The sequence below is a fragment of the bacterium genome (assembly GCA_021108215.1).
Classification (GTDB): Bacteria; Oederibacteriota; JAAXVQ01; order JAAXVQ01; family JAUVAV01; genus JAIORK01.
The window spans coordinates 1-20897 of record JAIORK010000054.1; the positions used below are offsets into that span (position 1 = coordinate 1).

Annotated in this window: 19 protein-coding genes and 1 pseudogene; 15 read left to right on the forward strand and 5 right to left on the reverse strand. The window is 46.0% G+C overall.

Annotated elements, in window-relative coordinates; translation table 11 throughout:
• The first annotated feature begins 211 nt into the window (after positions 1 to 211).
• The 5 genes and pseudogenes from K8S19_12675 (at position 212) to K8S19_12695 (ending at position 3616) form a co-directional block, all read left to right on the forward strand.
• A complete protein-coding gene (locus K8S19_12675; protein MCD4814531.1) occupies positions 212 to 778 on the forward strand; it encodes a hypothetical protein in 567 nt (188 codons plus the stop codon).
• 305 nt (positions 779 to 1083) lie between these two features.
• Positions 1084 to 1329 (forward strand): hypothetical protein, encoded by a 246-nt coding sequence (locus K8S19_12680; GenBank protein ID MCD4814532.1) that lies wholly within the window; start codon positions 1084 to 1086, stop codon positions 1327 to 1329.
• 64 nt (positions 1330 to 1393) lie between these two features.
• Positions 1394 to 1495 (forward strand): annotated as a pseudogene (locus K8S19_12685) (hemerythrin domain-containing protein).
• Between the two features lie 147 nt (positions 1496 to 1642).
• Positions 1643 to 2119, forward strand: a complete 477-nt coding sequence (locus K8S19_12690) for a hypothetical protein (GenBank protein ID MCD4814533.1) — start codon at positions 1643 to 1645, stop codon at positions 2117 to 2119.
• 309 nt (positions 2120 to 2428) lie between these two features.
• Positions 2429 to 3616 (forward strand): Fic family protein, encoded by a 1188-nt coding sequence (locus K8S19_12695; protein ID MCD4814534.1) that lies wholly within the window; start codon positions 2429 to 2431, stop codon positions 3614 to 3616.
• Positions 3617 to 3938: 322 nt separating this feature from the next.
• Here K8S19_12695 and K8S19_12700 read toward each other — a convergent pair whose 3' ends face one another.
• Positions 3939 to 4250 carry a helix-turn-helix domain-containing protein gene (locus K8S19_12700; protein ID MCD4814535.1) on the reverse strand — a complete coding sequence of 104 codons (312 nt, stop codon included), beginning with the start codon at positions 4248 to 4250 and terminating at the stop codon, positions 3939 to 3941.
• Between the two features lie 117 nt (positions 4251 to 4367).
• Between K8S19_12700 and K8S19_12705 the strand changes: the two genes are divergently transcribed.
• Positions 4368 to 4733, forward strand: coding sequence for a response regulator (locus K8S19_12705; protein MCD4814536.1), 366 nt, complete (start codon positions 4368 to 4370; stop codon positions 4731 to 4733).
• A gap of 206 nt (positions 4734 to 4939) precedes the next feature.
• The gene (locus tag K8S19_12710) at positions 4940 to 5347 is read left to right on the forward strand and encodes a hypothetical protein (protein MCD4814537.1); all 408 of its coding nucleotides are present in this window, start codon (positions 4940 to 4942) and stop codon (positions 5345 to 5347) included.
• A 57-nt stretch (positions 5348 to 5404) separates the two neighbouring features.
• On the opposite strand, the gene K8S19_12715 is transcribed toward K8S19_12710, so the two are convergent.
• The gene (locus K8S19_12715) at positions 5405 to 6508 is read right to left on the reverse strand and encodes a hypothetical protein (GenBank protein MCD4814538.1); all 1104 of its coding nucleotides are present in this window, start codon (positions 6506 to 6508) and stop codon (positions 5405 to 5407) included.
• Between the two features lie 410 nt (positions 6509 to 6918).
• On the opposite strand from K8S19_12715, the gene K8S19_12720 reads away from it, so the two are divergent.
• From K8S19_12720 to K8S19_12730, 3 genes are all read left to right on the forward strand, one after another.
• Positions 6919 to 8553: an ATP-binding cassette domain-containing protein gene (locus K8S19_12720; GenBank protein MCD4814539.1), complete on the forward strand. Its 1635-nt coding sequence runs from the start codon at positions 6919 to 6921 to the stop codon at positions 8551 to 8553.
• A gap of 305 nt (positions 8554 to 8858) precedes the next feature.
• Positions 8859 to 9818: a tetratricopeptide repeat protein gene (locus K8S19_12725; GenBank protein ID MCD4814540.1), complete on the forward strand. Its 960-nt coding sequence runs from the start codon at positions 8859 to 8861 to the stop codon at positions 9816 to 9818.
• A 200-nt stretch (positions 9819 to 10018) separates the two neighbouring features.
• Positions 10019 to 11923: a DEAD/DEAH box helicase gene (locus tag K8S19_12730; GenBank protein MCD4814541.1), complete on the forward strand. Its 1905-nt coding sequence runs from the start codon at positions 10019 to 10021 to the stop codon at positions 11921 to 11923.
• A 68-nt stretch (positions 11924 to 11991) separates the two neighbouring features.
• Here the strand turns inward: K8S19_12730 and K8S19_12735 are convergent, their stop codons facing one another.
• Both K8S19_12735 and K8S19_12740 read right to left on the reverse strand, forming a co-directional pair.
• Positions 11992 to 12678: a hypothetical protein gene (locus tag K8S19_12735; protein ID MCD4814542.1), complete on the reverse strand. Its 687-nt coding sequence runs from the start codon at positions 12676 to 12678 to the stop codon at positions 11992 to 11994.
• A complete protein-coding gene (locus K8S19_12740; protein ID MCD4814543.1) occupies positions 12675 to 12869 on the reverse strand; it encodes a hypothetical protein in 195 nt (64 codons plus the stop codon). Before K8S19_12740 ends, K8S19_12735 begins: the two co-directional genes overlap by 4 nt.
• A 290-nt stretch (positions 12870 to 13159) precedes the next feature.
• Here K8S19_12740 and K8S19_12745 point away from each other — a divergent pair, with 290 nt between their 5' ends.
• Positions 13160 to 14578, forward strand: coding sequence for an amidophosphoribosyltransferase (locus tag K8S19_12745; protein ID MCD4814544.1), 1419 nt, complete (start codon positions 13160 to 13162; stop codon positions 14576 to 14578).
• Here K8S19_12745 and K8S19_12750 read toward each other — a convergent pair.
• Complete coding sequence (locus K8S19_12750; GenBank protein ID MCD4814545.1) at positions 14570 to 16090, reverse strand: DUF1846 domain-containing protein; 1521 nt, start codon at positions 16088 to 16090, stop codon at positions 14570 to 14572. The two genes, K8S19_12745 and K8S19_12750, sit on opposite strands and share 9 nt — an antisense overlap.
• 568 nt (positions 16091 to 16658) lie before the next feature.
• Between K8S19_12750 and K8S19_12755 the strand changes: the two genes are divergently transcribed.
• From K8S19_12755 to K8S19_12770, 4 genes are read left to right on the forward strand one after another with little or no spacing between them, the layout of a single operon-like run.
• Positions 16659 to 17261 carry a sigma-70 family RNA polymerase sigma factor gene (locus tag K8S19_12755; GenBank protein ID MCD4814546.1) on the forward strand — a complete coding sequence of 201 codons (603 nt, stop codon included), beginning with the start codon at positions 16659 to 16661 and terminating at the stop codon, positions 17259 to 17261.
• Positions 17251 to 17871, forward strand: a complete 621-nt coding sequence (locus tag K8S19_12760; GenBank protein ID MCD4814547.1) for a hypothetical protein — start codon at positions 17251 to 17253, stop codon at positions 17869 to 17871. The genes K8S19_12755 and K8S19_12760 overlap by 11 nt, the downstream gene beginning before the upstream one ends.
• Before the next feature lie 25 nt (positions 17872 to 17896).
• Positions 17897 to 18313, forward strand: a complete 417-nt coding sequence (locus K8S19_12765; GenBank protein MCD4814548.1) for a hypothetical protein — start codon at positions 17897 to 17899, stop codon at positions 18311 to 18313.
• 9 nt (positions 18314 to 18322) lie between these two features.
• Positions 18323 to 20722, forward strand: coding sequence for a VWA domain-containing protein (locus K8S19_12770; GenBank protein ID MCD4814549.1), 2400 nt, complete (start codon positions 18323 to 18325; stop codon positions 20720 to 20722).
• Positions 20723 to 20897 lie beyond the last annotated feature (175 nt).

Sequence of the window (20897 nt, forward strand, 5' to 3'; positions counted from 1 at the left end):
GATACGCTGCTCAAAAAGCCACGGAAGGACTTGGTGACATTAGTCACGTTAGTAAATGAGCGCGCCGGTTTGTGAAAAAAAACGGGGCAACAGCTAAGAGCAGCTTTATTTATAGCGAAGCATGGAAAAACAATGTAAAACAGTATAGAGCAGCAGGCATGAATTTGTCCTGATTTTTGATACGTTTGTACAACTGATAAGGAGAAGGTGATTGGATATGATTACAACCAAGGGTGCTGCCTGGCATTCGCATTATGCCTATTTTCTTGAAAAATTCGGCCCGGAGAAAATGGATGAGGTCAAGGCCCGGATGGTTCCGGGAAATATTGAACTGCTTTTTGGTAAACCGATTGTGGCGATCTCGCGTGTTTCTTTGGATGCTGTCATGGATTTTCTTGTTTCCGCCGACAAGCTGCTGGGTACCGGAGATAAAACCTTGATTCGCGAAAGTTTGCGCAAAAAAGCCCGTACGGAAATTAAGGGAATTTATAAAGTTTTTGTTTCCATTCTTGCGCCGGAAACGATTATCCGACGGGCCGCTAATGTTTGGAAGCATATTTATCAGCAGGGCGAGGTGGCGGCAACTAAAAAAACGGACAAAATTATTGAAATGAAAATCACGGAATTTGCCGAAATGCCTTTGGAACATGATTTCTCAGTTGTGGTGTATATTGAGGAATTATTGAGGATGTGCAATTGTAAAAATCCCCGCAGCCGGATCATAAAAAGTTATTCGCGCGGGGATGATCAGTGTTTGTTTGAATTTGAATGGGATTGAGTCAATATGTAAAGGAATTCCCGTGCTTTAGCGCGGGGATACCTCGCCCCCTCTCCCTGCTAGGGAGAGGGATTCAGGGTGAGGGTTACATAAAAACCTCGCACTTGAGTGCGGGGATGATTTATTGCAAAAAAGGCACTGGTTCGCCCAAGCTGTGGAGCCGGAGCACATGACATTTACCTGGACGTGCCTACTTTGAATGGGTACAATTTTTAGGGTGTTTCAAAGCATATCCACGCATCAAGAGACAAAAATGACCGGGTTGTTTTTGCAGACATGATACCGGGGTCTTGAAGGAGAGAATCATGCCAAATGTTAAAAGAGGTTTGTTTCGGATTTATATCACACTGGCAAGCGCGGTCAGCATCATCACCGTTATCATTGCGGTCAATACAGTAATGCATATAAATAAAACCGCGAGTATTCAAATTGGGTTTTTTCAGGCAGAGGTTGCCGGTGTTGCGCTGGTGGTCTTGCTCGGGGTGTGGGTGTTGCCTCTGGCGGGTTACCATGTTATTCGCTGGATTATTCGGGGCTTTCGCTCGCGGTGACCGAATCACCGGATACCGCGTCGCACAAGCTGAACAAAATCGCTTCTGTGATGACGCATTATGCCGGAAGGAAAATCAGTTGTTTCCAGTTATGGAAAAGCACGGAATTACCGCACCGCCGCAGGTGATGTGGGGTGTGCAGGATGAGATCCGGGAGTGGATCAAAGCAACCCGGAACGCGCTGGATAAAAATAACCGCAAGCTGTTAGTCGAAAAGCCGGCGCCATGAACCATGCCATTTCGGAAATGTTTTTTAAAGAGGAAAAAATTTGTTTCCTATGGTTTTGCTTTGAGGCAAGAGAAGGAGTCGAGGATGAAACACGCAGGCTTGATTATTGTTTTAGGTATGTTTGTCTGCTGCGGGGTGGTTGCGTGCACACCGCAATCGGATGGCGGAATTGAGACGGAAAAAGTATTCCTGCCTCCGGAGGACCTGATCATCGCCAATGTTCAGGAGACAGACGTGAGTTTGGCATTTGAGTTGACAGCAGTGAAATCACAGATGAAAAGTGAGACCGAGCTGTATGGCGAATGGGAATTAACAGGAACACTATTTAGAATTTTTGAAGGAAAGATGCAACCCGGTGAAAGTTTTACCTGTTATCAAATATTTGAAAGAGGAATTCCGGCACCGGAGATAGGTGACCGGTTTATCGGGAGCTTCAAGCAGACCGAGGAAGGCAAGTATGTTGTTTTGGATAACGGATACCTTTTCCCCTATCATCCCGATATGCTGGGGATGTTTGAAAAAGGGGCAAAGGCAAAGCAGTCCACGAATAAGCATGAATAAAAATAGTCTGTAGGAGCGCGACTTGTCCGGCGAATGCCGGATGCCGGATCATCGCGCCCGAAAACCAATGGTACAATTAAGCGAACCGGCGCCAAAGGTGTGATTCTTATGATCCGGGATCAGAATCCGAAGCAATGGCAAGTTGAGATTCGGTAGGAGTAGTAGATGAATTCAAGTATCTGAAATGAGTTTGAAATAAATTGGAAATGAACGAGAAATGAAGTTTGAAAAAACAATTTAAAACACAACAAAATACCTAATTTTAAATGATATTAAAATACTTGACACGGAAATGAAACGTGATATTATATGGATATGATTAAATATATACTACCGGAAAATTGGATACGGTACGACAAATCTAAAATTGTTGATCAGCTTATCGGAGCCAAGGCTGCGCTGATATCACTTACCTCAATCCCATATCAAAAAAGATGGGCTGATGAATTGCAAATTTTGCAACTTAAACGTGAAATTGCGGGCACATCGAAAATTGAAGGTGCTGATTTCACTGAGGGAGAATTTGAGGATGCATTCAAGGAAAGCTTTGAACAACTTCACACTCGGTCACAGAAACAAGCAGCAGCAACAGTTAAGGCCTATAGATGGATCGCTCAAATCGAGAATGAAAAACCCATTACAGAAGAGTTGGTTTTTCACATCCACAGGCTCATTATCAAGGATGCAGATGATGACCATTGTCCGCCTGGTGTAATCCGAGGAAAAGACCAGAATGTATTATTTGGAATACCACGGCATCGAGGCTGTGAAGGTGGCCCCATATGTAGCGAGGCTTTTTCTTCATTATGTCGTGCTATAAATAAAGAAATTTCAGAGCATGATCCACTGATACAAGCGTTGGCTACTCATTATCATTTTGCAGCAATGCACCCTTTCCTTGATGGTAATGGGCGTACAGCAAGGGCTTTAGAAGCATTAATGTTGCAAAGGGTTGGATTAAAGGACTCTCTTTTTATTGCGATGTCAAATTATTATTATGAGGAGAAAAATGAATATCTGAAATCATTAGCAGATGTTCGAGCAAATAATCATGATCTAACATCTTTTTTGCTATTTGGCCTAAAAGGAATTGAGCTTCAGTGCCGGAGGTTATTTGAAGAAATAAGAAAAAATATTTCAAAGGTTCTTTTTAAAAATGTTATGTATGATTTGTTTAAACGCCTTCAGACAAAAAGGCGAAGGGTTATTGCTGAACGACAAGTTGAGATTTTAAAAATTTTATTGGAGAACGGACAAACGTTAGATGAACTCAATAAAAAAGTTAGTTTAATTTATAAGGAACTTGAGAATCCGCATAAGGCGTTCATTAGGGATATAAATCATTTAATCAGCTTGGGAGCGATTGGATTTACGAAAGAAAAGAATGATATATATAATATTTTTGTTAAATTGGAATGGGCAAAAGAGATAACAGAATCAGAGTTTTTTGAAAAAATTAAGGAAATGCCCAAGGCAAAAACTCATGGATTTCTTTAAAAAAAGCGCCAAGTTACTGGAATAACTTGGCGCTTTCCCCAAGTGGTAGCCTTGGGGCTTGGGAACTACATCCCGTATGCTTTTATAATAAAGCCTCTACCAGCAGTTTTCAAGTTTAAAATCTGCTCCAGTTGGAGGTGATTACATGAACAAGAAACAAACGTCAAAGCCCGTGGCTTCAAAGGCTTCGAAGGAATTGAACAATCCACAATCTTCGAAGCGGGTAAAATCTGTTGCCGCAAGTGCTTTATCACAGACAAGGAAAGGTAAGAAGTAGAAAATTAGGGGCGCAACTTGCTTGCGCCCCTAATCAAATAATTGGTTATCCCCTCTCAACCCATTTTTCTTTATCCAAAAAAGTCTTTAAATCAAATCCTTTGTTATCCAGTTCTAATTGCTTGGTGAATTTTTTCATGAGTTTATCAGGTGTAAATTCTAGACCGATGGACAGTTTGAGAATATTCTTGAGGGCAAGATTCCTACCTCCGGTCTCGAGATCAGCAATAAATGAACGATTGACACCAGAGCGTTCGGCTAATTGTTCTTGTGTTAAATTCTGCTTACGGCGGAGCGTTTGGATTGTTTTCCCGAAGCTGGTCTGAATAATATTTTTCTCTTTTGATTTTAGTGGCATATACAGAATATAGTGTCGTGTAGAAAATAAGTAAATGGCAAGTATAGTACAAATAGTATTGACGGCACTCCTGGACTTGAGCTAAAATACGGCAAGTTAGTAACATGGGGGGGCTATATGCTGAAAATACTTATTATTGACGATCAACTATTTTTGCTTGATGTCCTTAGGATGGCTCTGGAAGGAAATTATTATGTTAAAACCGCCAGAAACGGACTGGAAGCGATTGAGCTTATGGATCGCTGGAAAGTTGATTTGATAATCACGGATCATTCCATGCCGGGTATGACCGGACTTGAAGTTATTAAAGCGGTACGAGCCATGAAATCTCCACCCAAAGTGATTTTCTATACTGCCTGCTTAAATAAGAACCTGGAAGGGGAAGCCAGGAAGGCTGGAGCGATTGAGGTCATGGATAAGCCCTTTGATTTACATGAATTAAAAGAAAAGATAAAAATTGCATTGGGTCAAGAGGCATGCTAGCCAAAGATAAAAAAAATTTAAAATAGTTTCTCCGTGTGCTTCGCGTCTCCGTGGTGAAAAAATCGGCCCAATCCCCCCGGCCCCCTTTGTAAAAGGAAGAAAAAAACCGAAAAAATAAAAATCCCTGCATGGATTTTCAGAAAAGTAAGTCTAATGATTCGTATTGACAGAACTTGTCTGGACATCCAAAATAGGGAGGCTGAAAAATGAAAGAAGAAGGAAAAATTACCATGAGTGAATTTAAGACGGTTGTAGAGCGATTTGAGGATAACCAGAAAAAAATGATTGAGGTCATGAACCATCGTTTTGACCAGCAAGATATACGCATCGGTCGAATGGAACAACGGATGGGCGGCGTGGAACAACGGATGGGCGGCGTGGAACAACGGATGGGCGGCGTGGAACAACAGATGGGCGGCGTGGAACAACAGATGGGTGGCATGGAAGGACGGATGGGTAGAATAGAAAAACAACATGTAACCATGATGGAACAAATTGCCCTGCTGCATGAGGGGCAGACCGAAATTAAGTCGGAGTTGCGCAGCCGTGTCACCAATGCTGATTTTGAAAAACTGGAAATGCGGGTGGTTCGCTTGGAGAATAGAGTCGCATGACAGAATCAGCTGAATAGTTTTAATTCGGAATAAATCCAGAAACTTAAATAGACAGACCTACCGCCAGGTGGGAACAAGATTGTCATAATAACTCTTGGTCAGGTTTTTCAGATTGCTTCCGTCAATATCCATAATAAAAATATTCCAGGCATTTTCCCAGGAGGCGATAAAGGCAACCTGTGTGCCGTCAGGTGAAAACGCCGGGTCATCTTTATCCAGCGAATTTTTTGTGATGCGATAATAATGGTCCCGGTCTATTTCATAAATATAGAGCTGGCGGATTTTGGAATCCAGGACATTGGAGGTGAAAACCATTTGGTTGCTTACCGGCGAATAGACCGGATCGCCGCGGAAACTCAACTCATCGGACTTGATCAGCAAAGATGATTTTTTAGTCTCCAACTCCAACATGAATATCTCACTGCGGTCGTTGATGCTGGTCTCATAGGCAACATATTTATCCGATGACGAGAAACTGTATCCATGATTGTGACCCGAGGTGTTGGTTAGAAGTTTACGATTGTTGCCGTCTGCATCCATGATCCCGATCTCAGAGGAGCCTTCCCGGTGAATGGTGAATAATATTTGTCGGTCATTGTTGCTCCAAATGGGATTGGTAATATCTTCTTTGGCGTCTGTGATCTGGCGGATGGCCCGGGTTTCCAAATTTTGGATGTAAATTTGATAGGCGGAACTATTTCGGGTGGAACAAAAGGCGATCCGGCTGCCGTCATGTGACAAATGCGGATCACGATCAAAGGCCATTACATTGGTCAGGCGCTCAATGTTTTTTCCATCCGAGTCCATCATATAGATTTGCAGGTAACGACCATTGGCCCGGTTGGAGGCAAAGGCGATTTTATGGAAGCCGCCTCCTGTGGGTGTGGGTGTCGGGACGGGGGTTACTGTCTGGGTCGGTGTGGGAGCTGGAAAAGAGGGCTTTTCCACCAAATAGAGTTTTTTCGGTGTGGGAACTGCTTTGGGTATCGTTGGGGTGATAAGTGCGCGTTTTTTCTCAGCTTGGATCTGGATGGGTTTGGCAATGGGATAGCAGGGGCCGAAGAAAAGCATGATAATCAGAATGAGCAGACAGAGAAATATCAGGGTTTGCAATAAAAATCCGTCGCTTTCCTGGAAATATTTGGTAATGGCTGAAAACATACTGTTGGCCGCCTGTTGATAGAGTGGGAATAAATAAGCTTATATATTATGCACGAATTTTAAGTTATGGCTACTAGGTTTGATATATAAAAGTAATTATATTTGCCCGAGTGTTTTTTAGGAAAAGTTCAATGGATTCATACGGGGACGGGTTTCGAAAGAAGGGAAAAATTGACCTCCCGGACGATTCAGTCGCAGGAGCCTGCGTTAATTTGGACAGCAGTGATTTTGAAATAATCATCTCGTGCTTTACATTTAAGACCCATTTGTGTATCTTCTATCGTGCTAGCGCTTCATCTAGGGGCATTAAGTATGGATATGCGTGGATTAATTATATATTATGCATATTAAGCCCGTGGATTTTTATCTTCAACTTGAATCCGGATACGGTTAGAAAGCAGGTTTTTTTTATGATTAGTACGAATAATGTCAGTCTGGCCTTTGGCGGCCAGAAACTTTTCAAGGATGTCTCAATTCAATTTACAGATGGAAATTGTTACGGACTCATTGGCGCCAACGGCAGTGGAAAATCGACGTTTTTGAAAATATTGTCCGGAGATATTGAGTCCGATGCCGGTCAGGTGGTGGTGGGAAAAGGGCAGCGGATTGCGATTCTGCGTCAGGATCAGTTTGCCTTTGATGCATATACGCCCTTAGAGACGGTGATCATGGGGCATAAGCAGCTCTATGCGGTGATGCAGGAGCGTGATGCGCTTTATGCCAAGCCGGAGATGAGCGAGGATGAAGGCATGCGGGTGGGTGAATTGGAAGGTGAGTTTGCCGAGATGGGCGGCTATGATGCCGACTCAGAGGCGGCCTCTTTACTGGATCGGGTGGGTGTGGGCGAGGCGCTGATCAACCAGTCAATGAAGACCATTGAGGCAGGAAAAAAAATCCGGGTGTTGTTGGCTCAGGCATTGTTCGGTAATCCGGATGTCTTATTGCTCGATGAACCGACCAATCATTTGGATTTGAAAACGATTACGTGGCTGGAAGGATTTTTATACAACTTTAAAAATACAGTGATTGTGGTCTCGCATGATCGCCATTTTCTCAACAAAGTCTGTACCCACATTGCGGATTTGGATTACAACCGGATTCAGCTGTATGTAGGGAATTATGATTTTTGGTACCAGGCCAGTCAACTTGTCATGCAACAGAAAAAAGATGCAGCCAAGCGCCAATTGGATAAAATTGAGGAGCTCAAGGTTTTTGTACAGCGTTTCAGTGCTAATGCTTCAAAATCAAAACAAGCCAGCGCACGAAAAAAGTTGATCGAAAAACTGACGCCGGACCAACTCCCGGCCTCATCACGGCGGACGCCCTTTATTCATTTTAAGCCGTTACGCGCTTGCGGTGACCGTATCCTGGAAATAGAAAACATGGGAAAAACCGTTGAAGGTGTCCAGCTTTTGAACAAGATTAATTTAACCGTACGCCGGAAGGATAAAATTGCGCTGGTGGGCAGCAACAATGTAGCCAAGTCAACACTGCTCAAAATACTCTCCGGCGAATTAACACCGGATACAGGAACGTATAAATGGGGGCAGACCATCACCATGATCGACGGACCCAAGGATAATGCCCGGTATTTTCAATCGGATGTATCGGTGATCGACTGGCTGCGCCAATTTACCCAGAGTGATGACGAGAATTATATTCGCGGATTTCTGGGGCGGATGCTTTTTTCGGGTGATGAAATCCAGAAAAAAATACAGGTTCTTTCCGGTGGTGAAAAGGCACGCTGCATGCTCTCGCGTATGATGCTGGCAGAGTCCAATGTACTGATATTTGATGAACCGACCAATCACCTGGATCTGGAAACCATTTCATCGCTTAATGAAGCGGTGATGAAGTTTTCCGAAGTTGTGCTGTTTACTTCGCACGATCATCAATTTGTCAACACGGTCGCCAACCGGATTATCGAGATCACACCCGGCGGATTGATTGATCAGACCTGTACTTTTGATGAGTATATGGAAAATTCCAAAGTCGCCCAAATGCGTGACGAATTGTACCACCAGCATCAGGATTTGGATTTGTAATAAAATAAATCGTCCCCGCGCTGACCCGGCACCCGGCATTCGCCGGGCAAGTGCGCCGGACAAGTTACGCCGGGCAGGCTGCCCATCGTGTTCGCGCTGGCACGATAAATCCCGGAGTTTCATCCGTTAGTTCAAGGAAATATGTCAGCGAACTGCGGGGATGACAAACGAAAAAATCTTTAACGAACACATTGCGTTTCATGTGTTTTTTGAACTTGATGCCCTTCCGATGAAATTAATTTACAGAACCGGGAATCCATCCGATAATACACACTATTATAGAGATGAAAAGTGAGGGATAGGGTATGAAAAAAATAATAGGGTGTATGACGGTTTTAATGCTGGTAGGTATGGCGTTTACCGGTTTTGCAGCGGAAAAGGGTCTTGAGGAATTAAAAAAAGCCGTACAAACTGATCCTGAAAATGCAATCACCCAGTATGAGCTGGGCAAAGCGTACGGCAAAGCCAACCGCATGGGCGATGCGCTTAAAGCGCTGAATAAGGCCGTAAAGCTAAAGCCTAAGTATAGCAAAGCTTATTATACCCGCGGTGTGGTACTCAAGGCTTTGCATAAACCGGAGCAGGCGGTGGAAAGTTTTCAAAAAGCGATTGAGCACAACCCCAAATATGCCAAAGCCCATTACGGGTTGGGCATGATGTACTACAGCCAGGGAAAGTACAAAGATGCAGCACCGGCGTTTAAAAAGGCGGCAAATAATAAAAGAGGGTACAAAGATGCCTGGTACTACCTGGGATTATCCTATTTTTTGTCTGCGGATTTTAAAAAAGCGATTCAAGCCTATCATTTGGCTATTAAGGCCGGAAAAAAAGATGATCAGGTTTATTACAATCTGGGCGTGGCTTACAGCCGGCAAGGAAAATACAAGAGTGCCACCACCCAGTTGCAGCAGGCAGTTAAAGTGAAAAAAGATGATCCGGCCATTTGGAACCAGCTGGGTTTGATGTATTACAATCGCAAGCACTTTAAAAGTGCACGGCAGGCTTTTGAAAAAGCGGTGGCGCTGGATGAAAATTATGGTGAAGCGATCTATGGACTGGGGCGCTGTCTGCTCAAACACGGAAAAAAGGACGCAGCTCAGATTCAGGCGGAAAAATTAAAGGGAATTGATGCCGCCTTGTCTGCGGAGCTGATACAGATGATCGGTCCGTTGGCACCCGAAGCGGCAGCGGTTGCAGCACCGGTTAAAAAGAAGTTGAGCAAGAAAAGCAAATCAAAAAAAAGGACTCCGAAAAAGAAAAAATAAAAAAAGCTGTATCCATTCATTGATATCCGAGTCATGCGAAAAGCATATTTATTTCAAAGTAAGCGCGCTGGATTATTTTGAAAAATTTTAGAGGGATGTTGCAGCACTTTTGGCAGAAGGCCGTTTTTTTTATAGTACAGGAAGATCAGTGTGGCATAATAGCTGCGGCTGCCGAAGGCGGTCCAAGGAGAGGGCATATCATGGAAAAATTAATGGCATTTCGCAAGCTGGGTTTAAGCGAAGAGACGCTGGAAGTATTGGAGAAAAAAGGGTTTGAAGAACCCACGCCGATTCAGAGTGCGGCCATTCCGGTTTTGCTGACAACGTCGTTGGATGTCATCGGCCAGGCGCAGACCGGAACCGGCAAAACCGCGGCTTTTGCCTTGCCGATTATTGAAAAAATTGACGAGGACAACAAACAAGTCCAGGCTCTAATTCTGGCGCCGACCCGCGAACTGGCAGTCCAGGTCTCGGACGAATGCAATTCCCTAAAAGGCAGCCACAGGTTGAAAATTATTCCGGTCTACGGCGGGCAAGCGATTCAGGAGCAGATTCGTCATTTGAAAAAAGGTGTGCAGATTGTGGTGGGGACACCGGGTCGTATTTTGGATCATTTAAGGCGTCGGACGCTCAAGCTCAAAAGTCTTTCGTTTATTGTGCTGGATGAAGCGGACGAAATGCTCAACATGGGTTTTATTGATGAAGTGGACGAGATCATGGCCCAGTGCAATGAAGACCGTCAGGTCGCACTTTTTTCCGCGACCATGCCGGAAAAAATAGAAAGCCTCGCCAAAAAATATATGAAAGAAACCCGGCGGGTTTCAGTTAAAAAACAAGAGGCGACAGCCAATTTAACGGATCAGATTTATTTTGAGGTTCGGCATCAGGATAAATTTGAGGCACTCTGCCGTATTATTGATGTGGAGGATGTTTTTTACGGACTGGTTTTTTGTCGCACCAAAAATGATGTGGATGAAACAACACTCAAGCTTGGAGAACGAGGTTATGACGCGGCAGCCATTCATGGTGATATCACACAGAAACAGCGTGAGCAAGTATTGGCGAAATTCAAGAGCAAGATGGTCAATATTTTGGTGGCCACCGACGTGGCAGCCCGAGGTCTGGATATTTCAAATTTGACGCATGTGATCAATTTTGCTCTGCCGCATGATCCGGAAGCCTATGTACATCGTATTGGCAGGACAGGACGAGCAGGTCAGCGCGGTGTGGCGATCACCTTTATTACCCCGTCAGAATATCGCAAGCTCGTATTTATCCAACGTGTTACCAAATCCGATATCCGCAAGGAACAGATTCCTGAAGTGTCTGAGATTATCAAAATCAAGCACGCGCAAGTGGGTGAAGAAATTGAGGAAAGTATGGGGGAAGAAGGGTTAGAAGTGCATCAGCAAATGGCGCATTCTCTTATGTCAAAGCATTCACCGGAACAATTGGTGACAGCCTTGCTGCGCTTGATCATGCAGGACCGGATTGACGAGAGCCGGTATCAAAAAATCAGTGTCCTGTCTTCGCCCGATTCTCAAGGCAAGACCCGGTTGTTGATCGGCAAGGGTATGCGCGACGGATTTCGGCCCAAACAATTGGTGGACTTTATTAAAAAGCAGACCGGACTCAAGGACCATCTGATTGATGATGTGGCCGTGCAGGAAAATTTTTCGTTTATCACCGTACCTTTTCGGGATGCCGAGCGGATTGTGAAGCATTTTGAGAAAAGCACCCAAAAAGGCGGACGTCCGCTCGTCACCAAGGCGGAGAATAAGGGGAAATCATCACGATCAGCCGGCGGCTCAAAAAATTATGCCAAACCCAAGCGTTATGATAAATCTGAGCGTTATGCCAAGCCCAAACGCGACGATAAAGCCAAGCGCTATGATAAGCCCAAGCAAGATGACAGACCTAAGCATTACGCCAGGTCCAAACAAGCTGATAAACCCGGGCGCGATGATAAACCCTGGCAAGATACCTTTTCGAAAAAAGACAAAAATATAAAGACAGAAATAAAGCCCAAGAAGGATAAGAAACAAAAAAAAGACAAAAAAAATAAGAACAAAGGGAAAAGGAAAACAGAGAAAAAATATAAATAGAAAATTTGTGAGTTTACTCGTTTGATTTTATATTTCTTCGTGTTGATTCGTGGATAGTTGGTTTGGTTTTATTTCGGGTCTTCCACCAACTGTATCGATGAACCCAAGCCTGAAAGAATATCCGGCAGGCCTTGGGCCAGGATCGCAACCGTGGTACGCAGGGTCTTGGCCATCTCGCGCATCGCGTTTTTTTCCCAGAAGCGGGGTTTGGCAGCTTGCTGTTTGAAGTCACGCACCCAAAGCTGGATCAGGTCTCGGGGAACAAGCGTGAGGTCCTGGTAGAGATAGGGTTCAACAATATAACTTTCCGGGTCCAGTGGTTTGGTCGTTGAGATTAGATAGGGACCGCTATTGCGGGTTTTTTGGTCCGGGAGGGTTCGTAGAAAAGCCCGGGCTCGGGCATAATCATATTTTTTCAGTAATCGCTCCGGCAAAGGCGCCGGCCCCGGTGCGGTTAAAAGAGGAAGTAGTGTGATATTTAATTTTTCCGGGTGATCCCGGTAGCTGCTATCTTCTATGGCTTCAAGATCGAGATAGGTGCTTAGCGCAGCCAAATAACGTTCACGGCTCGACTCGGTCGGCTTGTCTCCAAAGAGTAAATAGCTGTATAATCCAAATCCTGATGGTTGGTCATGTCCCCGGAGTAAAAAGCAACGTGCTGTCTCGGGACAATCCGGCTTGGGAAGCAAGGTTCCGCAACCGGCCAGCAGGCTGAGACCCAGCAGAGTGAGCATGCATTTGCGTAAAAAATTCATGAAGACTGCCTTAATTTTCGGAAAGTTTTCCAAAGCCATTGGATACACAGAACCAGCAAAGTACATAAAAAGACAATCACTAGAGTTTCTTTGGTGCGCAGGGGATAATTAGGAAAGAGTAGATAGTAACCCAGCCAGACCAGCGCTGAAAGCAGCACGATGAGGGAAGATCGCAAAGACAAGGTTTTCATGCAAGACTCCTTGAAAAAGGGATGGTTTTTATTATAAAGATTACCTAGCAGGATACAAGCTCAAATTTTCGAAAAACACAAAGTAATCATTGATAGTACAGATAAAAAATCGGACGAATACGAATGGTTCGTGAAGGTGTTTTTATTATGTTGGCAAAAAGATGATGACATCTGTAAGCGTCGTTGCCGGTAAAAAGAATAGACAGTGCGCACACGCTTATTTATACTGTTGATCTACATTGATTCCATGTTTTTTCTTTGATTTATATCCCGCGAAACCAGGAGGCAGTATGAGCGGCATATTCGGTCTGGCATCCAGTGAAAATTGTGCAGAAAAATTGATGTACGGCATTGATTATCATTCTCATTTGGGGACGGAATTCGGCGGGATGGCATTGTTGGATCGTGAGTTCGTCCGGCGAATTCACAGCCTTGGGGCCGATCAGTTTAAATCGAAGTTTGCCGGGGAGCTCCAATATATGCCGGGGCATCTGGGTGTCGGCGTGATTAGCGACAATCAGGAACAACCGATGTATCTTAATTCGCGGTTGGGACCGTTTTGTCTGGTGACCAGCGGGATGATTACCAATGCCGATACGCTGGCTGCCAATTTGATGAGCCGGGGAATTTCTTTTAGTGAAATGGCGAATGGCAGCATCAACACAACCGAATTGGTGGCGAAATTAATCAGCCTGGGTAATACCATTGCCGGGGGGATTGAGGGGATGTTTAAAGACATCGAGGGGTCCTGTTCCTTGTTGCTTTTGCATCGCGACGGAATTTATGCAGCACGCGACCATAACGGGTATACACCATTGATTGTGGGGCGCAACGGGAAATCCTGGGCAGTTACCAGCGAGACAACCGCTTTTTATAATCTTGATTTTAAAATTGAAAAATACCTCGCGCCCGGCGAGATTGTGCTTATCAATCATGACACTGGCATGGTGCAAAAAAGTGCCGGCCAACCGGGGACAAGGATTTGTTCCTTTCTCTGGATTTATACCGGGTTTCCCGCTTCGGACTATGAGGGAATTAATGCCGAGATTGTGCGTGAAAATTGCGGGCGCTTTTTAGCCCAGCAAGATCAAGGACTCAAGGTTGATTTGGTTTCAGGTGTACCGGATTCCGGGGTGGCGCATGGTTTGGGATATGCCATTGAATCCAAAGTGCCTTTTCGCCGTCCGCTGGTCAAATATACACCCGGCTACGGGCGCAGTTATACCCCGCCGTCACAGGCAACCCGCGATCTGGTTGCCAAAATGAAATTGGTGGCCATTGCCGAAGTGATTAAAGGTAATCGGATTGTTCTGTGTGAAGATTCAATTGTTCGGGGTACACAGCTGAAAAATTTCACTGTAAAAAAATTATGGGACAATGGCGCCAAAGAAATTCATGTTCGGCCGGCGTGTCCGCCATTGATGTTTCCTTGCAAATTCAATCTCTCCACCCGCAGTCTTGATGAACTGGTCGCACGCCGGGCGATTTGTGATATGGAAGGCGCGGTGATTGAAGATGTTTCCGATTATTTGGATTCAAAAAATCCAAAATACCAAAAATTGATGGATTGGATCGCCAAGGACCTGGAAGTCACCAGTGTCAAATATCTTACCATTGATGATATGGTGGCGGCCATTGGTCTTCCACGGGAAAAGCTCTGCCTGTACTGTTGGAACGGGCAGTGCCCCAAAGATTCAGCATCAGGTTGACACTTCAAGAAAACCTTTGGTGGAAAATTTCGGTTCGCTGGTCAGATTGATGCCCAGGCGTCTGAAGCCGGCTTCATCACCCGGTGTCGGCATATGCGTCATATGTGCTTCACAGCCGCGTAATTCCTTCAGCTTTTCCAATGCAGTATGGGCCGCCGGATTGGTGGTGGCGCTGATGCTCAGGCTAATCAGGGTTTCGTCCAAATCAAGACTCATGGTTTTGGCATTGAAAACATCTTTTTTAAAGGTTGTGATCGATTCCACAATTGCCGGAGATAATAAATGGATGTTATCGGGGATACCGGCCAGCGCTTTTATGGCATTGAGGATCAGGCTTGAGGCGGCATGCAAAATGGGCGTGTTGCAGCCGGTAATAATTTTACCGTCCTTAAGTTCGATGGCTGTTCCGCAAAAAATGCCGTCATGTCCCTTGTTATCAGTCTGGGCGGACTTCGCCGCCTGCCGGGCCGGGAGCAGTACTTTGCGGTCTTCGGGTTTAGCACCCACTTCTTCCATAATAAGCTCGGCACGTTCCACGGTTTCGTGGTTGACCAATCCAATGGTGTATTCGCAGGCATAACGGAAATAACGGCGGATGATTTCTTGTTTGGAAGCTTCCTTCACCGCATTGTCATCAATAATGCCGAATCCGGCCCGGTTCACGCCCATATCGGTCGGAGATTTATAGACAGCGGCTTTCCCGGTAATTCGTTCGAGAATGCGCCGCACCACCGGAAAGACTTCAACATCGCGATTATAATTGACCGATGTTTTTTGATAGGCCTCAAGATGAAAGGGATCAATCATATTAAAGTCTTTAATATCTGCGGTTGCGGCTTCATAAGCCACGTTGACAGGATGTTTAAGCGGAATATTCCAAATTGGAAAAGTTTCGAACTTGGCATAACCGGACGGAAGATTATTTTTGTAATCATGGTAAAGCTGGGAAAGACAGGTAGCCAATTTTCCGCTTCCCGGGCCGGGGCCGGTGACAATCACCAATTGTTTTTTTATTTTAATATAGTCGTTGGCCCCATAACCTTCATCACTCACAATCCTGTCGACTTCCGTAGGATAGCCTTTGGTAAATCGATGGGTATAAACTTTTATTCCCTGACGTTCCAGTTTGTTCTTAAAGATATTGGCAGCCGGTTGATTATCGTACCGTGTGATGACGACCGCAGGGGGTTGCAGACTCCATTCCTGCAGGTCCCCGATGAGTTTCATTGCATCCACATCATAGGTGATTCCAAAATCGGCACGGACTTTTCGGCGTTCTATATCACCGGCATAAATGCAGAGAATGATTTCAGCTTCCCGGCTAAGCCGCTGCAAAAGACGTATTTTGACATTTGGGTCAAATCCGGGGAGGACTCGGGAGGCGTGATAGTCAAACAGCAACTTGCCGCCAAACTCAAGATAGAGTCTTCCGGATATTTGCTTGACCCTTTCCCGAATGGCCGCGCTCTGTTCTTCCAGGTATTTCTCATTATCGAAGCCCACTTGTAACATAGTCCCTCCAGGAGTCAATGATTTGCCAGAATTGAAAATCATTATAGCAGATTGGAAAAATAGTAAAGATAGAATAAAAAAACAGATAAGAATATTTACGCTGCATGATTGTTGCCGGAGTTGTTGAGTTTCCTGGTAGGCCTCAGTCAACATGCGCTCATGATGGATGAATTTTAATGTTCAGGGGTTTATTTTTTAAGTATTGGAAAACGAAAAAAATCTGAAAATGCTGGGGATACTGCTTGTCGGAAGGAAATCAGCTAATCAAAATTCTATTCCAATGCTTAAAAAATAAATCCCTGAACAAACTACTGAAAAAAGCAGGAAGGGTATTTTTTTATGTAACCTTTTTTTCAGCTGATGCGTACCAGTATACAGAAGGGAAAAGGATGGTTTTTCCCGGAAAAGTGTTGGAAAATAGGCGGCATCAGCTCTCTATGAGAATAGAGAGCGGGGGTTCGGGGGCGACGCCCCTGACTCGGAGAGGAGGGGCCGGCAGAACGCATCGGCGCTCGCGTCGGGGGAACCTTCGGTGCCCCCGAAAGCTGTGCTCATGCGAGAGGATTTTATGAAACTCACTGATTTTTTCAAATCCCCCAAAAGCGATCCTGTAGAAGCGAATTGCGATTCGCCTGCTTTGGAAGCTCGGTTTGCCGCAGGCGAGATGACAGCCATGGAAGAGATCATGGCAGCCCACAAGCAGGGGCTCTACCGCATGGGTTTCCGCCTTTTTGCCAACCGTGAGCGGGCGGATGATTTTTTCCAGGATGTTTTTATTAGAATTTATGAAAAAAGAAAGCATTACGATCCCAGCCGTCCGCTCAAACCATGGCTTTACCAGGTGGCCATGAATCTGGGCCGTGATCAATTACGACGGAAAGGGGAGATTATCATGGATGCCAACGACCTGCCTGAACAACCGCATGATCCACAGGCTGAGAAACAGCTCTTAAAAGAGGAAGTGAAGCAGAAGGTCTGGTCTGTGATTGGCAGTATGGGCCGGACCCATCGTGAGATTTTGGCATTACGTTTTTCTTCGGATTTAAGTCACAAGGAAATTGCCAATATTCTCAATATCAGTTTGAGTGCCGCCAAAGTGCGGCTCTGCCGGGGGTTGCGGGCATTTGAGGATGCTTTTCGTGCCCAGGGAGGTGAACGCTATGTCCTGTAAACAATATTCAGATCAGTGGGAAGCGTATACATTGGGATTGCTCGCGAAAGATAAAAAAAGTGAGATGACAGCGCATCTGGAAACCTGTACAGCCTGTCAGGCTGAACTGCGTCAGCACCAGCAAGCCAAAGATCTGTTAGACCGTGCTTTTGTGGAGGGGCCGTCCGATGTGCTGGTGCAAAAGACCTTGGCGCGACTTCGTGAAAAACAGGCGCAACGCAGTTCCTGGCTGCATTGGGGCATGCCGGTGATGGCAGGTGCTGCTGTGGCGCTTCTCATGGTGGTGATCCGGCCCGGACAATTGACACAAAAGGCCGTGGTACCGGAAAGCATGGCCCCGGCCATGCTCGCCATGGAAATGGATGATCATGGGGAAGTAGAAGCCGAAATGGTCATGACGGCCCGTGTACCGATGATGAAAGCGGCCGGCATGAAAAAAGAGCACGCTGCCGGACCGCGGCAATCCCTTGCCAGTGTTGCCGGAAAACCAGTTGTTCGGTCCCGGCCAAATTTGGACGTACTGGATATTCAATTATTGAATCCAATTTCTGATCGATCAATTTATGAAGACTTGGGCGTGGCAACAGACGTCGCGAAGCTGTTGCTGTGAATCCCAAAGAAAGGAAGTGAAGGTCATGAAAAAAAGGATGATTGCTCTGGCGGTGGGACTGGTTGTTTTGTCGGCAAGCATTGGCCTGGCCAAGCTTGATCCGGAAGAGCAGACCAAGGTGGATGCACTGGTGGAAACACTGGCACTCAATGCCGATCAGGCAGCCAAGCTTACCCAAGAGCGGGAAATCGGCAAACAGGCATTGCTCAAGCTGGAGAAAAAATGGCAAAAACTGCATGATCAATTGCGACGTGAAGTACGCAAACGCAAGGCGGATAAAAAAGAGGTGGACTGGATTACTCAGGAAATCGGGAAGGTCCGGGGTGAGATTGTCGCACTGCGGACACATTCGCTGATTTTTCTAAAATCCATTTTGGATGATGAACAGTTGGAAAAAATCGAACAAGACCGGCCCGATGATGAATCGGCCGGTCAAGACTAGGAGGCAGTCATGAAACAGTGGAAGCAATGGTTGGCCCGTTTGATGCTGGTGGGGTGCATGGGAATGGTTTTGCCGCTTTTGGGGACAGCGGAAACAGTACTGGTACCGGAAGATAATTTGGACAAGACACTCTCGCCTTACTTTTTTGTGAAAAGCGATAATCCGAGGGTGGACCGGCTGCCTTTGAAAAGCACGCGCGCCGATGTAATCATCTCGGGTGTGATTGCAGATGTCAAAATCACGCAGGTGTATAAGAACGAGGGCAAAAATACGCTGGAGGCGGTGTATGTTTTTCCAGCATCCTCCCGGGCAGCGGTTTATGCCATGCGCATGACCGTGGGTAAGCGCATCATTGAGGCCAAGATTCAGGAGCGCAAAAAAGCCCGCGAAACCTATGAAAAAGCACTGGCCGAGGGCAAGACCGCTTCATTATTGGAGCAGCAGCGTCCCAATGTGTTCCAGATGAATGTGGGCAATATTTTGCCGGGTGATGAAATCAAAGTGGAACTCAATTATACCGAGCTGATGGTGCCCAAAGACAGCACCTATGCGTTTGTTTATCCCACCGTGGTGGGGCCGCGCTATTCCGAGCAGACCGAAAAGACGGCAGGCACGCAGGATAAGTGGGTGGCCAATCCCTACTTGAAAGAAGGTAAGGATGCACCCTTTACATTTGGATTTGATTTGACCATCAACAGCGGTATTCCGATTGCCAGACTGACCAGTCCGAGTCATGACATTGACATTGAGTACACCGGCAAGACCTCTGCTGCAATTGGTTTGAAAAAGAGCAACAAGACCAATAACCGTGATGTTGTGATCCAATATAGCTTGGCCGGCGACAAAATCGAGAGCGGTCTGCTCATGAACCTGGGTAAGAAAGAGGACTTCTTTCTGCTCATGCTCGAACCGCCCAAGCGGGTGGCAACCAATATGATCGTGCCGCGCGAGTATATCTTTGTGATTGATGTCTCCGGTTCCATGGGCGGCTTTCCGCTCAATGTGACCAAGGCATTGATGAAAGATCTCTTTAAGAATTTGCGCACCACGGATTTTTTCAATGTCATGCTTTTTTCCGGCGGAAATACCGTGCTGTCGGAAAAATCCATGCCTGCCACCAAGGCGAATTTGAAAAAAGCCTTTGATGTGATCGACAATCAGCACGGCGGCGGCGGGACGCAACTAATGCCTGCTTTGCGGGCGGCCATGGCATTGCCCCGGGCTGAGGAAAATATTTCCAGAAGCATGATTATTGTCACCGACGGGTATGTCTCCGTTGAAAAAGATGCCTTTGAGTATATCCGGAATAATTTAAACAAAGGCAATGTGTTCTCCTTTGGGATTGGATCTTCGGTTAACCGTTATTTGATAGAGGGACTGGCCCGCGCCGGGATGGGCGAACCTTTCATCATCCTGAATCAGGAGCAAGCCAAGGTCAAAGCCAAACAGTTTAAGGAGTACATTGAATCACCGGTCCTGACGGACATCAAGGTGACGTTTGACAACATGAAAGTTTCCGGTGTAGAACCTCAATCTGTGCCTGACTTGTTCGCCAAAAAGCCGGTGGTGGTATTTGGGAAGTATAAGGGAACCCCGCGCGGGACCATCACCATTACCGGCAAGACAGCCGGCAAGCCCTATAAAAAGGTGATCCGTGTTAGTGAGGGTGATATCTCGACCGATAACCAGGCGCTGCGCTATCTCTGGGCGCGTCACCGGATTATCCGTCTGGCAGATATGGTGAAATTGAGCCATGATGACAAGCAGGTCAAAGAAGTTACCCAGTTGGGACTGGATTACAATCTGCTGACTGATTACACTTCTTTTGTCGCGGTGGATACCGAAGTCCGGGCTGATGGAAAACCCAAGGATACTGTTAAGCAGCCTTTGCCCTTGCCGCAGGGCGTGAGTGACAGCGCAGTCGGCGGGATGGCCTTTGCCAGTAAGAGCGCGCCTGCACCGCGTAGGATGCACAAACGCCGCGCACCGGGAATATTGCGCGGGAAAATGGCAGTGGGAGCAGCCCAGGGAATGGCATCTCCCATGCTGAGTGAAGCGGAATCTGTGGATGAGATAAAGAAAGAAGATGATGCTGCCGGTATGACCGGTACACTCAAGGTGCTTTCAGTGAAAGGGCAGTTGGATAGAGCCAAGGTGGAGAAAGCATTGGCCAAACAAAAGCCGGCCATTCTTAAAGCAGTGGCCAAAGTCGGACTTGCCGGACTGGTGACCATCGAGCTTACCGTGGATAAAAATGGCAAGATCACCAAGATTACAGTGGTCAAAGACACGTTTGCAAATAAGAAGCTTATTGCCAAGATCAAGCAATTGCTCAAGCGTGTAAAAATCAGTGCCACCCGGGATGGCAAAGCAGCGAGCGTCAAGCTTATAATTCAAGCCATGCCGTAAACGCTGTACCTTCCCTCAAAACGGCCGGGGCTTCAGTCCACACCTTCCAAGACTGAAGCCCCGGCTTTCTTTTTGGCCTGAAAAAATAAAAAATATTGTAAGGGTATAAATAATGTCGGACCTCCAATCAGGAGGAAAGGTTAGAATGGAGTTGAAGCAATCGGGAAACGAGAGG

Excerpts from the sequence above, each read along its gene's own strand:
- K8S19_12745 (MCD4814544.1), top strand. The coding sequence starts at position 13,160 with ATGAGCGGCATATTCGGTCTGGCATCCAGTGAAAATTGTGCAGAAAAA.
- K8S19_12710 (MCD4814537.1), top strand. The coding sequence starts at position 4,940 with ATGAAAGAAGAAGGAAAAATTACCATGAGTGAATTTAAGACGGTTGTA.
- K8S19_12700 (MCD4814535.1), bottom strand. The coding sequence starts at position 4,250 with ATGCCACTAAAATCAAAAGAGAAAAATATTATTCAGACCAGCTTCGGG.
- K8S19_12725 (MCD4814540.1), top strand. The coding sequence starts at position 8,859 with ATGAAAAAAATAATAGGGTGTATGACGGTTTTAATGCTGGTAGGTATG.
- K8S19_12715 (MCD4814538.1), bottom strand. The coding sequence starts at position 6,508 with ATGTTTTCAGCCATTACCAAATATTTCCAGGAAAGCGACGGATTTTTA.
- K8S19_12735 (MCD4814542.1), bottom strand. The coding sequence starts at position 12,678 with ATGAATTTTTTACGCAAATGCATGCTCACTCTGCTGGGTCTCAGCCTG.
- K8S19_12690 (MCD4814533.1), top strand. The coding sequence starts at position 1,643 with ATGAAACACGCAGGCTTGATTATTGTTTTAGGTATGTTTGTCTGCTGC.
- K8S19_12765 (MCD4814548.1), top strand. The coding sequence starts at position 17,897 with ATGAAAAAAAGGATGATTGCTCTGGCGGTGGGACTGGTTGTTTTGTCG.
- K8S19_12730 (MCD4814541.1), top strand. The coding sequence starts at position 10,019 with ATGGAAAAATTAATGGCATTTCGCAAGCTGGGTTTAAGCGAAGAGACG.
- K8S19_12755 (MCD4814546.1), top strand. The coding sequence starts at position 16,659 with ATGAAACTCACTGATTTTTTCAAATCCCCCAAAAGCGATCCTGTAGAA.
- K8S19_12760 (MCD4814547.1), top strand. The coding sequence starts at position 17,251 with ATGTCCTGTAAACAATATTCAGATCAGTGGGAAGCGTATACATTGGGA.
- K8S19_12770 (MCD4814549.1), top strand. The coding sequence starts at position 18,323 with ATGAAACAGTGGAAGCAATGGTTGGCCCGTTTGATGCTGGTGGGGTGC.
- K8S19_12695 (MCD4814534.1), top strand. The coding sequence starts at position 2,429 with ATGGATATGATTAAATATATACTACCGGAAAATTGGATACGGTACGAC.
- K8S19_12705 (MCD4814536.1), top strand. The coding sequence starts at position 4,368 with ATGCTGAAAATACTTATTATTGACGATCAACTATTTTTGCTTGATGTC.
- K8S19_12740 (MCD4814543.1), bottom strand. The coding sequence starts at position 12,869 with ATGAAAACCTTGTCTTTGCGATCTTCCCTCATCGTGCTGCTTTCAGCG.
- K8S19_12720 (MCD4814539.1), top strand. The coding sequence starts at position 6,919 with ATGATTAGTACGAATAATGTCAGTCTGGCCTTTGGCGGCCAGAAACTT.
- K8S19_12750 (MCD4814545.1), bottom strand. The coding sequence starts at position 16,090 with ATGTTACAAGTGGGCTTCGATAATGAGAAATACCTGGAAGAACAGAGC.
- K8S19_12680 (MCD4814532.1), top strand. The coding sequence starts at position 1,084 with ATGCCAAATGTTAAAAGAGGTTTGTTTCGGATTTATATCACACTGGCA.